Genomic DNA, 13,139 nt, shown 5'->3' on the forward strand with positions numbered 1-13,139 from the left:
GACGCAGCAGTACCGGGGGGTTCATCGGGCGTCCCGATGACCTTGCGCCGTCGAGCCTCCGCGCGCCGAGGTCCGGACGCGCCGACGCCCAGCCGTCGGGCCGCACGCGCATCCCGGCGACCCGCCGTCCTCCTCGCCCTCCTCGCGTGCGCCGCGGCCGTGCTGGCACCGAGCGCCACCGCCGCGGCCCCCCTCTCGATCACCTCCCCCGCCGCACGCTCCGTGATCTCGGGCGGTCCGACGACCGTCACCGGGACGGGAACGGCGGGGAACGAGATCCAGGTCGGCGTGCGCGGCGGCGGCAGCGATCCCCTCTGCATCACGACGGTCGCCTCCGACGACACCTGGAGCTGCCGCGCCGACCTCGACGACGGCCCGCTCGCGCTCAGCGCGGTCGAGCTCCTCGCCTCCGGAGGCACGACCACCGCGTCCGTGCAGGTCGCCGTGCTCAGTCCCCCGGTCATCCAATCGGTCGACGGCTCCGCGACGTCGGCGGGCTCCGTCCGCGGCACCGCCTACCCGGGCGCCGCGGTGGCCGTGACGAGCGACGGCGGAGCGGCGTGCCTGGCGACCGCGGACCGCTCCGGCGCATGGTTCTGCCAGCTCGCACCCACTCCGACCCCCGGCAGCTACCGCGTCACCGCGACGCAGAGCGCCTCGTTCGCAGGTCGCACGGTCTCGGAGCCGAGCGCCGCCGTCCGGCTCGTGGTCGACACCGCCGCACCTCCCGCACCGCGCATCACCTCGCCCGGCGCCGGCGCGTCCCTCCCGCTCACCGGGGCCGTCTACGCGGGCACCGGCGTCGACGGGACGCGCGCCTACGTCTACGTGGACCGGGTGAACACCTGCGATGCGGCGGTCAGCGGAGGCGTCTGGACCTGCACCGGGGGCACCGTCACCGCCGGCCCGCACCGCGTCTCGGCGATCCTGGGCGACGCCGCCGGCAACTACGGCTCCCCGAGCCCGTGGATCGACGCGACGTTCGCGGCCTCGACGCCGACTCCCTCGGCGACCGCTCCCACCCCCACCACGACCCCCGGAGCAAGCACGCCGGGCGCCGCACCGTCCGCCGTCCCCGGCTCCCCGTCCCCCGCGCCGAGCACCGCGTCGCCCCGGCCCACCCGGTCTCCGGCGCCCGCGCGCCCGAGCACCCCGACCGCCTCTCCCACCCCCGAGTCGACCGACGGCGCCACCGCCGTGCCGCTGCCCGAGCCGACGACTCCGGAAGCGGCCCCGGCCCCCGGCCAGGGCGCCGGCGGAGCCCCGAAGCCGGGCAGCTGGAGTGCGGCGACCGGCATGACGACCGCCCTCTCCTCCGGAGCCCCACTGGGGACGGCGGCCGACTGGATGCGGTCGCTCGCCCTGGCCGTCGCCTCGCTGGCGCTCGTGGTCGTCCCCGCCCGCCTGGCCGTCGCCGGTCGCGGGCCGCGGCAGGAGCGGGCCTTCCAGCTGACGGGCCGCAACCGCGCCCGGGTGGAGTACGACGACAAGCCCGACCCCGCGCCCGCCTCGACCCGCACGAGGGTGGTCGGCATGATCGGCTGCGCCGCCGGTCTCGCCCTGCTGTCGGGCCGCGTGGACAGCGAGCCCGCCTACCTCCGCCTGCTGATCGCCGTGATCCTCGCCACCGCCGTGGTGAACGCTGTGGCGGCCGGCGTGCCCGCGCTCGTCGGCCGGCGCATGGGCCTGCCCGGCATCGGCGTCGTGGCCTCTCCGCGCGCACTGCTGCTCGTGGCCGGCGCGGCGCTGCTCTCCCGCTTCGCGGGACTCGATCCCGCCTTCCTGTTCGGCGTCGTGATCGGCCTGATGCTGCCCGACGGAGCGACCGCGGTCGACCGCGCCAAGCTCGCGGTCGTGCGGGTGGTCTCCCTCCTCGGCCTGGCGGGTCTCGCGTGGGCACTCTCGGCCGTCGTCCCCGCGGGAGGCTCCTTCGTCGGCGCCCTCACCGCCGAGGTCCTCAGCGCGACGACGCTGCTCGCGGTCGGCTCGAGCGTCGTGCTCCTGTTCCCCGTGGGCCGTCCGGCGGGGCAGAGCATCCTGCGCTGGTCGCCCGCGCTGTGGCTCGGGCTGACGCTGCTCGCGACGACGGTGCTGTTCCTGCTGCTGACGCCCACGATCGCCGCCTGGGCGACCGAGGGCGGCGCCGGACCGGTCGTCTTCGCGGTGGTCGCCTTCACCGTCGTCTGCACGTCCGTCTGGGCGTGGCGCCGGTTCGTCGATCCGGAGCAGTAGCGCCGGGAGCGGCTCCGCGCGCGCGGCGTCAGCCGATCGACGCGGGCTCGCGCACGTCGTCGTCCGGCAGGACGTCCACGACCGCGCCCACGGTGAACTCCCCCAGGGTCGCCACGCCGTCGTAGACGCTGAGGAACGCCGTGTCGGCCGCGTCGCGTCCCGTGGCGATCCGCACGAGGCTCTGCCGCGGAGCGAGGGTGGTCGCGTCGACGACGCGCCACTGGCCGTCCACCCAGGCCTCGGCGACCGCGTGGAAGTCCATCGGCTGCAGGCCCGGCGCGTACACCGCGACCAGGCGCGCGGGCACGTCCAGGGCCCGGAGCAACGCCACCACGAGGTGCGCGAAGTCGCGGCAGACCCCCTGCCGCGCGAGCAGCGTCCGCTCGGCGCCGTCGGTCGGCAGACTCGAGCCGGGGACGTACGCCAGTCGGGTGCCCACCCAGGAGCTCACCGCGGCGAGCAGATCCGAGCCCGTGAGACCGGCGAACTCGGCCCGGGCGGTCGCCCACAGGATGTCCGACTCGGCGTACCGGCTCGGCCGCAGGTAGCGCAGGCGGTCGACCTCCTCCCCCTCGAGCGGGGCGAGGCGGCCCTCGATGCGGGCGGAGTAGTCGATCACCAGCTCGCCGACCCCGGGTTCGAGGACGTGCAGCCTCGTGCCGTGCTGGTCGAGCACCTCGCGGGGTCGGACGGCCTCGCCGCCGAGGGTCACCGTGAGCGACTCCTCGGCCGCGTAGTCCGCTGCGATGGCGAGCGAGAGCACGAGGAACGCGGGGCGCGCTACGTCGAGGGTGAGGTGGGCGGAGACGTCGCGCTTCATGGTCGCTCTTCCTGACGGGTGCGGGGAGGTGCAGGACGGCGGGCGCGCGGACCCCTTACGGGCCCTGCTCGCCCTTCGGGGGCGGCGTGGGCGCGGCGTCCGGCTCCTGCACGAGCTGCAGTCCGCCGGACGAGTTGGCCGACGCCGTGAGCAGGTCGATCCAGGTGCGGTTGATCGAGGGGACGCGGCCGCCGAAGTACTTGAAGTAGAGGGGCACGGAGGGATCGAGCCAGATGCTCGATCGTCCGTCGCCCACCGCCGGGTCGTCGCGCCAGGAGAAGAAGAAGCTCTCGCGACGGCGCAGCTTGTTCGCGATGACGATCTGGACGTGCGTGAGCGTGCGGTCGTCGAATTCGATCTCGACGCCCGAGGCGCCGTAGAGCAGCTTCCCCATGGAGGTCTCCTGCCACCCGTCTCCGGGCGGTGCGGTACGGTGCCCTGCGGCACGAGAAGAGGACGGGGCCGTACGGCCTCGCCCTCCGATGATACGGACGGTTCCGGCTCCCGCGGGGACGGCGCACGCGCGATCCCGGCAGAGGAACCGCCTGGCCACGACTCTATTCGAGCCGTCGGCGCCGGGTCGGGGATTGACGGGGTCCGCACCGACCGGTAGCCGCGGCCGCGCGCCTCCTGCGGATCGCGGGACCCGCCGGGCCACTCGGTCCGGATGTCGGAGGTCGGACGTACCGTACCCGCATGATCGAATGCAGCAGCTGTGGAACCGATGCCGTCGTCCTCGACCGCTCCGGAGCGGCCGAGTCCTCCCCGGAGGACCTCGTGGTCCTCTGCGCCGAGTGCACTCCCGGCGAGATCACCGAGGTGCTCGCCGCAGTGCTCCTGGCCGAGTCGACCGGACTGCGGAGCGAGCACGCCCGAGCAGCCTGAGCACTCGACCGAGAGCGCTCGACCTGCCCGGTCGCTGCAGCGCGCTCGGCTCGCTACCGGACGGATTGGGCCACGGAGCGATTCTCCTCCGGGCCGGGGCGGCAGGGCTCGTTCCGAGCCCGTTCGCTCGGCCGGAACATCCTCGAGACGACGCGAACCGGGGCCCGAGGGCAGGTCTTGCCCCTTTCCGGGGCTTCTCGCGCAGGTGGGCCTCCGCGGAACGACGCAGACCGGGGCCCGACGCTGGGTCACGCCCCGTGCCGGGGCATCTCGCGCGGGCGAGCCCCGGCGGAACGATGCGGACCAGCGGGTGAGGGTCCGTCCCGAGCCTTCCGAAGAGGCGCGCATCGCCGACCTGTCGGGCGGCGCAGCATGCACCTGGACCGGAACGCGTCGATCGGGCACGCTCGAAGAGCTCGCGAGGTGCCCCCACTGGGACTCGAACCCAGACTGAGACGATTTTAAGTCGTCTGCCTCTGCCGATTGGGCTATGGGGGCGGCTTCCGCGGTGCGCGATCACGCGCCCCGCGAGAGCGGGGTCAGGACTTCGCGGGCTCTCCGCCGACGGTGACCGGCGCACCGGCGGGGCCGGGGGTGCCTGCGGCGGGAGCGGCCGCGGCAGGAGCCGGCTTCGGACGCGACGCGTACGTCTCGAAGGAACCGCGCGGGTACTCGCGGGCCTCGATCGAGGCGATGTCGCGGCCGAGCCAGAGGTTGTTCCACCAGCCCCACACCACGCGGAACTTGCGCTCCCACGAGGGCATCGCCAGGCCGTGGTAGCCGCGGTGCATCACCCAGGCCGGGAAGCCCTTGATCGCGATCTTGCCGGACTGGAAGACGCCGACGCCGATGCCGAGACCGGCGACCGCTCCGACGTTCTTGTGGAAGTAGTCCTTCGGCTTCTCGCCGCGGAGGACCGCCACGATGTTCTTGGCCATGAGCTTGCCCTGGCGCACCGCGTGCTGGGCGTTCGGCACGCAGTAGCCGCCGACGCCGCCTCCGGTGAGGTCGGGCACCGCGGTCGCGTCGCCCGCGCCCCAGGCGCCCTCGACGAGGACGTCGTCGTGGCCGACGCGGAGGTCGGGACGCACGCGCAGGCGCCCGCGCTCCTCGATCGGGAGGTCGGAGTTCTTGATCGACGGGTTCGCCATGACACCGGCGGTCCAGATGATCAGGTCGGACTCGAAGGTCTGGCCGGTCGAGAGCTCGATGACGCCGCCCTCGGCTGACTTCAGCTGCGTGTCGAGGTGGACCGTCGCTCCGCGCTGGTCGAGGTTCTTGAGCACCCAGTGGCTCGTCTCGAGGGCGACCTCGGGCATGATGCGGCCCATCGCCTCGACGAGATGGAACTGCGTCTCCTCGAAGTCGATCTCAGGGTAGCGCTTGAGCAGGGCGCTCGCGAAGGAGCGGAGCTCGGCGAAGACCTCGATGCCGGCGAAGCCGCCGCCGACGACCGTGACCGTGAGCAGGCGCGAGCGCTCGGGGCCGGCGGGCAGCGTGGCCGCCTTGTCGAAGTTGGTGAGGATGCGGTCGCGGATCGCGGTCGCCTCCTCGATCGTCTTGAGGCCGATCGCGTTGTCGGCGACGCCCGGGATCGGGAAGGTGCGCGAGACGGATCCGGCGGTGATGACGATCTGGTCGTACTCGAAGTCGTAGGGCTCGCCCACGGTCGGAGTGATCGTCGCGGTCTTCGCGGCGTGGTCGATCTTCGTGACCTTCGCGGCGAGGATCGCGGTCTTCTTCAGGTGACGGCGGAGCGACACGATGGCGTGACGCGGCTCGATCGAGCCGGCGGCCACCTCCGGGAGGAAGGGCAGGTAGGCCATGTACGGCAGCGGGTCGACGATCGTCACCTCGGCCTCGCCGGCGCGCAGGTACTTCTCGAGCTTCCACGCGGTGTAGAAACCGGCGTAGCCGCCACCGACGATGAGGATTTTGGGCACGGTGAACTCTCCAGAGGGATGGACTGTGCGAACACCCTACTACTCGCGAAGTGCCCGCTCTCGACGGCGGGTGGCAGCACTGACCCCGACGAATCGGAAGTCTAGCGAAGTGCGGGACGACCGGGGCGTTCCCGGGCAGCGGGAACGGATGCTCAGGCCTCGTCCGGCTCGAACGGGCGGCAGACGCAGCGCTCGGGCGACCAGTCGGCCCGGGCGAGAGCGAGATCGCCGATCGGATTCACTCCGGGACCGGCCGCGAGCGAGTGCGCCGCCAGCGCGTGGAGGCACTTGACCCGGGCGGGCATGCCGCCGGAGGAGATGCCCGCGATCTCGGGCACGGAGCCGACGCTCTCGCGGTCGGCCAGGAACGCGCGGTGCGCGGCGGCGTACGCCTCGCGCACCTGCTCGTCCTCGGCGAGGAGCTCGTTGTACTCGGCCATCACCTGGGTCGCCTCGAGCTGCGAGATCGCGGCCGTCGCGGCGGGGTGGGTGAGGTAGTAGAAGGTCGGGAACGGCGTGCCGTCGGCGAGCCGCGGACTGGTCGAGACGACCGTCGGGTTCCCGCACACGCAGCGCGCGCTGATTCCCACCACGTCGCGGGCGGGCCGCCCCAGCTGGGCGGAGACGACGGCGACGTCGCGCTCGGTGGGCGGATCGAAGGGGGGCGTGGTCACGGGGGCTCCAGGGGACGTCGGACCGGACGGAACGGTCCAGTCTACGCCGGGGCGGTCAGGGTGCGGGGGTGGCCGCGGGAGCCGGGGCGGGCTCCTCGGCCGGCGCGAGCTCGTCGACCGTGGGCTCGCCGAGGCCGGCGACCGCGATCGAGGACAGCAGCGCGCCCGCCCAGTCGGTGGGCGTCTGCTGCACGGAGTCGCTCGCGGGCTGCTCCGCCTGCTGTGCGACGGCGATGTCGTCGAGCACCAGGTAGCTGACCTCGCCCGGCATGACGAAGTAGAGCCGCTCGCGGGCCTGCGCGCGGATGAAGGCCGGGTCGGACCAGCGCGTGCGCTGCTCGTCGAGGTTCTGCGACTGCGTCTTCGCCTCGTCGACGGTGCGCTGGAGCTCGGCGATCTCAGCGCGCTGCTCGACGAAGGTCTTGATGCTCGGCGCGAGCACGACGACCGCCAGGATCAGGATGCCCATGATCAGGAGCGTGAATCCGGAGCCGCGGACGCCGGCGACCCAGGCGGACGAGGGCGGCGCCGGAGGCTGCTTCGGCCGGGCGGGGCGGGAGCCTCCCGCGCGGGGGGTGCCGGGGCGGGATCCGGGGCGGCTCGAGGAGCTGCTCCGCTTCGCCCCGGCGGAGGGCCCCCGGGCAGCACCGGCGGCGGTCGACGAGGCGGGCTTCTTCCCGCCGGGCTTCGCCGGGGCCGGGGTCGTCTCCGGCTCGGAACGCCGGGGGGCGGAGCCGGGCGCGGAGGGTCGGCGGGGCGGGCGGGCCATGGCGGTGCCTCCTCGATCGCGGTGGGCGGGACGGACGGGGAACGGGAGCGGCCCCGGTGCCCGCACCGAGGTGCGGGACGACCGGGGCCGTCGGCCGAGGCTACGCCGAGAAGCGCGGGAAGGCGGAACGACCCGCGTAGGTCGCCGCACCTCCCAGGATCTCCTCGATGCGCAGCAGCTGGTTGTACTTCGCGACGCGGTCCGAGCGGGCCGGGGCGCCCGTCTTGATCTGGCCGCCGTCCACCGCGACCGCGAGGTCGGCGATGGTGGTGTCCTCGGTCTCGCCGGAGCGGTGCGAGAGGATCGCGGTCATGCCGCTGCGCTGGGCGAGGGCCACGGCGTCGAGCGTCTCGGTGAGCGTGCCGATCTGGTTGACCTTCACGAGGATCGAGTTGCCGGCCTTCTCGGCGATGCCGCGGGCCAGGCGCACGGGGTTCGTGACGTAGAGGTCGTCTCCGACGAGCTGCACCTTGTCGCCGATCTCGGCGGTGAGGTGGGTCCAGCCGGCCCAGTCGTCCTCGTCCAGCGGGTCCTCGATGGAGACCAGCGGGTAGTTCGCGACGAGGTCCGCGTAGTACGCCGAGAGCTCCTCCGCGGTGAGCTTCTTGCCCTCGAACGTGTAGGCGCCGTCGTTGTAGAACTCGGAGGAGGCCACGTCGAGCGCGAGTCCGATGTCCTTGCCGGGCGTGAAGCCGGCCGCCTCGACGGCCTTGAGGATGAAGTCGAGCGCCTCGCGGTTGGTGGGCAGGTCGGGGGCGAAGCCGCCCTCGTCGCCCAGGCCCGTGGCGAAGCCGGCCTTCTTCAGCTGCGCCTTGAGGGCGTGGTAGATCTCGACGCCCCAGCGCAGGCCCTCCGAGAAGGACTCGGCGCCCAGCGGCACCGCCATGAACTCCTGGATGTCGACGCCGGTGTCGGCGTGCGCGCCTCCGTTGATGATGTTCATCAGCGGCACGGGCAGCGTGTGCGCGTTCGGGCCGCCGACGTAGCGGAAGAGGTCGAGGTCGGCCGACTGCGCGGCGGCCTTCGCGACGGCGAGGCTGACGCCCAGGATCGCGTTCGCGCCCAGGCGCGACTTGTTCTCGGTGCCGTCGAGCTCGATCAGCTCGGCGTCGACGAGGCGCTGGTCGGTGGCGTCGAAGCCCTCGATGGCCGGGCCGATCTCGTCGATGACGGCATCGACGGCCTTCTGCACGCCCTTGCCGAGGTAGCGCTCGGAGTCGCCGTCGCGCAGCTCGTAGGCCTCGAAGGCCCCGGTGGACGCGCCCGACGGCACGGCCGCACGCGAGGACGCGCCGTCCTCGAGCAGGACCTCGACCTCGACCGTGGGGTTGCCACGGGAGTCCAGAATTTCTCGGGCGACGACTGCCTCGATAAGGGCCACAACTATCTCCTCTTGACGGGTGCGCTCCCGGAGGGTGGGAGCGGTCGGGAAGGAGTCTACTGACCGCCTTCGAACGGGAGGGGAACGCCGGGCGTGCGTAGACTTCCAGGGCCCTGAACCCGAGCCGGCGGCGACGGCGCCCCACGCCGGCGCACCGCGCCGCCCGAGCCTCCCGGAGGATCCCGTGACCAGCACCGCCGCCGCCCTCGTCGAGCGCCTCACGGAGGTCGTCCCGGACTTCCCCGAGCCGGGCATCCTGTTCCGCGATCTCACTCCCGTCTTCGGCGACGGCGAGGCGCTGCGGGCGGTCGCCGACGCCCTGCTCGAGCCCTACCGCGGCCGGATCGACGCGATCGCCGGAGTGGAGGCCCGCGGCTTCCTGCTCGCAGCGGCGGCCGCCTACTCGGCCGGCCTCGGCGTCGTCACCATCCGCAAGCCCGGCAAGCTCCCCCGCGCCCTCCTGCGCGAGGACGCGACACTCGAGTACGGCACGACCACGCTCGAGGTGCACGAGGACGCGGCGCCGAAGGGCGCGCGCCTCCTGCTCGTCGACGACGTGCTCGCGACCGGCGGCACCCTCGACGCGAGCCGCCGCCTCATCGAGCGGGCCGGCTGGAGCCTCGAGGGCATCGCCGTGGTGATGGAGCTCGACGGCCTCGGCGGCCGCGAGCTGCTCGCGGGCAGCCGGGTGGACGCGCTCGTCACCGTCTGACCCCGCGCGCCCGCCTCAGTTCAGCGAGAGCGACATCCGCGAGAGCACAAAGGTCTCGACGACCTGCACGACCATGTAGAGCACCAGCGAGACGCCGGTGACGAGCACGACCGCGGACCAGACGTCGTCGAAGCGGGCCTGCGCCGACCAGGCCGAGATCGAGCCGCCGATGCCGTTGCCGGTCGACAGCCACTCGGCCAGCAGGGCGCCCGTGATGGCGCCGGGCACCGAGACCCGGATCGCGGCGAACAGCGACGGGAGGGCGCCGGGGATCGCGACCTTGCGGATCGCGGTGAGCGTGGATCCTCCGTAGACCGAGACCACGTCGAGCATCTGCGGCGACGCGTTGTTCAGGCCGAACGCGATGGTGACCAGCGCGGGGAACAGCACCACGATGCCGCCGACGACGGCGACGGAGGCGATCGTGCCCTGGCCGAAGACCAGGATGATCAGCGGCGCCATCGCGATGAGCGGCACGGAGCGCAGCAGGAGCGCGAACGGCATGAGGGCGTGCTCGACGCCCTTGGACAGCCGGAAGAGGATCGCGACGAGGATGGCCACCACAAGTCCCGCGGCGAAGCCGATGAAGGAGTCCCAGAGGGTGACCGCGAAGAGCGCGCCCAGCTCGGCGCGGTGCTCGGCCGCGCTCTCGCCGGCGACCAGGTGGTCCCAGACGTCCCACGGGCCCTTGATGACGTAGGGCGAGACGCCGCTGAAGAGGATCACGCCGATCCAGATCGCGAGGACGATCACGATCGTCGACAGCGCGATCAGGGCGCTCTTGCGCAGGCTCTTGAGGGTCGCTCCGAGTGCGGCGGAGCGCAGCTGACGGCGGAGCTCGTCGACCGCGAGGATCGACGTCTCGGTGGACTGCTCGGTCCTGCCTCGGGTGAGGGTCATGATCACGCCTGCTTTCCGGAGGACCAGGGCGCGACGAGGCGGCCGATCAGTCCGACGATGCCGTAGCCCAGGAGCGCGACGCCCGCGCAGAGCAGGAAGAGCGCCCAGACGCGGGGCGAGTTGAGCGAGACCTGCGCGGCGACCAGGATCGGCCCGACGCCGGTCTCGATCTTGCCGAAGTACTCCCCCAGGATCGCGCCGAGGAAGGCCGCGGGGACCGCGATCTGCAGCGCCGACAGGATGTTGGGGAGCGCCGCGATGATCCGCACCTTGCGCAGCTGCGTGAACTTCGTGCCTCCGTAGACCGTGACCACGTCGAGCGACGCCTTGTCGGCGGCTTTCAGCCCCAGGAGGCTGCCGACCACGGTGGTGAAGAAGACGGAGAGGCCGGCGAGGAACACCGCGGTCGCGCTGGGCAGACCGGGAGCCTCGGCGCCGCCCATGATGAGGAGGACGAGCGTGCCGATGGCGACGATCGGGACGCAGTAGGTGACGACCGCGAGCTGCGACACGACCCCCTCCAGCCACGGCACGACGAGGACGAGAGCCGAGAGCACCAGGGCGAGGAGGTTGCCCCAGAAGTAGCCGACCGCCGCCTCGCCGATCGTGACGGAGAAGTTGCGCCAGTAGAAGCCGAATCCGTCGTCGATCGCCACCTGCACGACCTGCACCGGAGTGGGCACCACGGCGTAGGTCGAGGAGCCGGTCGGCGCGCTGACGAGCGCGATCATCCACCAGACGGCGACGATGCCCAGCACGCCGAGGAGCCCGGCGGCCCAGGGCGGGAGCGAGAAGGAGCGCCGCTCGACGGCGGGAGCGGGGGAAGCCGTGGCCATGCGGCCCTCCTAGTGGTCGTCGGCGGCCGCGCCGCCGTCGCCGAACAGGAGCTCGGACGCCTGGTCGACGTACGCGTGGAACTCGGGCGTGCGCTGCATCTCGGGAGTGCGCGGGCGCGGGAGGTCGATGTCGATGATCTCCTTCACCCGACCCGGCCGCGGGCTCATCACGGCGACGCGGTCGGACAGGAAGATCGCCTCCGAGATGCCGTGCGTGACGAGCAGCGTGGTGGCGGGCTTCTCGGTCCAGATGCGCAGCAGCTCGAGGTTGAGCTTCTGCCGCGTCATGTCGTCGAGCGCGCCGAACGGCTCGTCGAGCAGGAGCACCTCGGGCTTGAGGATGAGGCAGCGCGCGATCGAGACGCGCTGGCGCATGCCTCCCGAGAGCTGCGCGGGCTTGGCCTTCTCGAACCCGCGGAGGCCGACGAGGTCGATGAGCTCGTCGATGTAGGACTGGTCGACCGACTTGCCCGCGATCTCGAACGGGAGGCGGATGTTCGACATGACGCTGCGCCACGGGAGGAGCGCGTGGTCCTGGAACGCGATGCCGAGCTTGTTGTCGCGGCGCAGCTCCTTCGGGGTGCGGCCGTCGACCCGGATGGAGCCGGACGTCGGCTCCTCCAGCCCCGCGAGGATGCGGAGGATCGTCGACTTGCCGCAGCCCGAGGGGCCCAGCAGTGCGAGGAAGCTGCCCTGATCGGTGTGCAGATCGGTGTCCTGCAGCGCCGTGACGCTGCGGGCGCCCATCCGGAACGTCTTCGACAGGCCGTGGATCTGGATGCCGGTGCCGCCGGCATCCTGCTCGCGCAGGATGCCGGCGTCGGTCGTGTCGGTCACGGGTGGTGCCCTTCGTGGAGGTGGATCAGTGCCGGATCAGGCGGTGTAGTCGACGAGCTCGGGGTTCTCCTCGTAGACCTCGGCGAGGAGGGTCATGTCGAAGAGATCGTCCGCCGAGATGTCGATGCCGGCGCCGGCGAGGGACGCGATGGTCTCGCTCTGCAGCTCGTCCGAGATCGTGAAGAGGCCGTTGGCGACGGTGTCGTCCGAGACGACGAGCTGCTCGGCCTGGATCGTGGCGCCCTCCTTCGAGGAGGCCTCGTCGAGGCCGAGGTCCTTGCCGTAGTCCTCGATGGCGAGCATCGCGCCCGCCTCCGGGTCCTTGACCGCGTCGGACCAGCCCTTGATCTCCGCGACGAGGAACGCCTTGACCGCGTCGCGCTTCTCCGCGATCGTCTGGTCGGTGACCGTGAAGGTCTCGGCGACGAACGGGAGCCCGTTGTCGGCGAAGGGCAGGTTGACGACCTCGTAGCCCTCGTTCGCGACGGTGATCGACTCGTTGGTGAGGTAGGCGATGAAGCCGTCGACCGTGCCGTTGATGAGGACCGAGGGGTCGTACTCGACCGGTACGACGGTGAGGTCCGACTCCGACAGCCCGTTGGCGGCGAGGAGCGCCTGGAACAGCGAGGTGTTGGACGCCTGGACGCCGATCTTCTTGCCGGCCATGTCGGCCGGGGTCGCGATGTTGCCCGCGGTCGCGATGGAGAGGACCGTGAAGGGGTTCTTCTGGTAGGTCGCGCCGATGATCTTCAGCGGCGCCTCCTGCTGGGCGATCACGGTGCCGACCGAGACGGCGTCGCTCAGCGCGACGTCGGCGGAGCCCGAGAGCAGCTCGGCGGTGCCGGTCGAGGGGCCCGCGGTCAGGGTCACGCCCGAGAGGCCGGCGTCGGTGTAGTAGCCCTTGGAGTCGGCGAAGAACTCGCCCGAGAACTCCTCGTTCTTGATCCAGGAGAGCTGGACCTTCAGGGTGCCGAGGTCGCCGCCCTCGCCGGACCCGCCGGTGGAGGCCGAGGAGTCGGAGGCGCAGGAGGCGAGGACGGAGGCGCCGCCGATCGCGAGGCCGGCGACCCCCGCCATGCGGAGGAGGCTGCGGCGGTCGAAGGCCGGGGTGCGGAAGGGCGACAGGGTCAAGGGGGACTCCTCGGGTCGA

General features: G+C 72.4%; 13 protein-coding genes and 1 tRNA gene. 3 read left to right on the plus strand and 11 right to left on the minus strand.

Translation table 11 applies throughout. The annotated features are described in order from the left end of the window. Positions 1–159 precede the first annotated feature (159 nt). The gene (locus tag ASF46_RS19160) at positions 160–2,232 is read left to right on the plus strand and encodes a hypothetical protein (protein ID WP_056867734.1); all 2,073 of its coding nucleotides are present in this window, start codon (positions 160–162) and stop codon (positions 2,230–2,232) included. 28 nt (positions 2,233–2,260) lie between these two features. Here ASF46_RS19160 and ASF46_RS11450 read toward each other — a convergent pair whose 3' ends face one another. Together ASF46_RS11450 and ASF46_RS11455 are read right to left on the minus strand one after the other, a co-directional pair. After that, entirely contained in the window at positions 2,261–3,052 is a 792-nt protein-coding gene (locus tag ASF46_RS11450) for a transglutaminase-like domain-containing protein (RefSeq protein WP_056867735.1), read from the minus strand. Between the two features lie 55 nt (positions 3,053–3,107). Next, positions 3,108–3,446 (minus strand): hypothetical protein, encoded by a 339-nt coding sequence (locus tag ASF46_RS11455; protein ID WP_055793712.1) that lies wholly within the window; start codon positions 3,444–3,446, stop codon positions 3,108–3,110. 302 nt (positions 3,447–3,748) lie between these two features. On the opposite strand from ASF46_RS11455, the gene ASF46_RS11460 reads away from it, so the two are divergent. Further along, entirely contained in the window at positions 3,749–3,937 is a 189-nt protein-coding gene (locus tag ASF46_RS11460) for a hypothetical protein (protein WP_056867736.1), read from the plus strand. A gap of 424 nt (positions 3,938–4,361) precedes the next feature. Here ASF46_RS11460 and ASF46_RS11465 read toward each other — a convergent pair. The 5 genes from ASF46_RS11465 to eno all read right to left on the minus strand — a co-directional run bounded on the left by ASF46_RS11465 (position 4,362) and on the right by eno (position 8,704). After that, positions 4,362–4,435 (minus strand) — tRNA-Leu (locus tag ASF46_RS11465). Positions 4,436–4,476: 41 nt separating this feature from the next. Beyond that, positions 4,477–5,880, minus strand: a complete 1,404-nt coding sequence (locus ASF46_RS11470) for an NAD(P)/FAD-dependent oxidoreductase (RefSeq protein WP_056867737.1) — start codon at positions 5,878–5,880, stop codon at positions 4,477–4,479. A 152-nt stretch (positions 5,881–6,032) separates the two neighbouring features. Next, positions 6,033–6,554 (minus strand): DUF501 domain-containing protein, encoded by a 522-nt coding sequence (locus ASF46_RS11475; RefSeq protein ID WP_056867738.1) that lies wholly within the window; start codon positions 6,552–6,554, stop codon positions 6,033–6,035. Between the two features lie 55 nt (positions 6,555–6,609). After that, a complete protein-coding gene (locus ASF46_RS19735) occupies positions 6,610–7,323 on the minus strand; it encodes an FtsB family cell division protein (RefSeq protein ID WP_056867739.1) in 714 nt (237 codons plus the stop codon). Positions 7,324–7,423: 100 nt separating this feature from the next. Continuing rightward, positions 7,424–8,704 carry a phosphopyruvate hydratase gene (gene eno / locus ASF46_RS11485; RefSeq protein WP_055793720.1) on the minus strand — a complete coding sequence of 427 codons (1,281 nt, stop codon included), beginning with the start codon at positions 8,702–8,704 and terminating at the stop codon, positions 7,424–7,426. Between the two features lie 184 nt (positions 8,705–8,888). Here eno and ASF46_RS11490 point away from each other — a divergent pair, with 184 nt between their 5' ends. Then, complete coding sequence (locus tag ASF46_RS11490; RefSeq protein WP_055793721.1) at positions 8,889–9,416, plus strand: adenine phosphoribosyltransferase; 528 nt, start codon at positions 8,889–8,891, stop codon at positions 9,414–9,416. Between the two features lie 15 nt (positions 9,417–9,431). Here ASF46_RS11490 and ASF46_RS11495 read toward each other — a convergent pair whose 3' ends face one another. From ASF46_RS11495 to ASF46_RS11510, 4 genes are all read right to left on the minus strand, one after another. Continuing rightward, on the minus strand, positions 9,432–10,316 hold the full coding sequence (locus ASF46_RS11495; RefSeq protein WP_082481618.1) for an ABC transporter permease: 885 nt from the start codon (positions 10,314–10,316) through the stop codon (positions 9,432–9,434). Positions 10,317–10,318: 2 nt separating this feature from the next. Then, the gene (locus tag ASF46_RS11500; RefSeq protein ID WP_056867740.1) at positions 10,319–11,152 is read right to left on the minus strand and encodes an ABC transporter permease; all 834 of its coding nucleotides are present in this window, start codon (positions 11,150–11,152) and stop codon (positions 10,319–10,321) included. A gap of 9 nt (positions 11,153–11,161) precedes the next feature. Continuing rightward, on the minus strand, positions 11,162–11,899 hold the full coding sequence (locus ASF46_RS11505) for an ABC transporter ATP-binding protein (RefSeq protein ID WP_082481620.1): 738 nt from the start codon (positions 11,897–11,899) through the stop codon (positions 11,162–11,164). 126 nt (positions 11,900–12,025) lie between these two features. Further along, entirely contained in the window at positions 12,026–13,120 is a 1,095-nt protein-coding gene (locus tag ASF46_RS11510) for an ABC transporter substrate-binding protein (RefSeq protein ID WP_235576930.1), read from the minus strand. Positions 13,121–13,139: the final 19 nt, after the last annotated feature.

It is taken from the genome of Rathayibacter sp. Leaf296 (assembly GCF_001423045.1).
GTDB lineage: Bacteria > Actinomycetota > Actinomycetes > Actinomycetales > Microbacteriaceae > Rathayibacter > Rathayibacter caricis.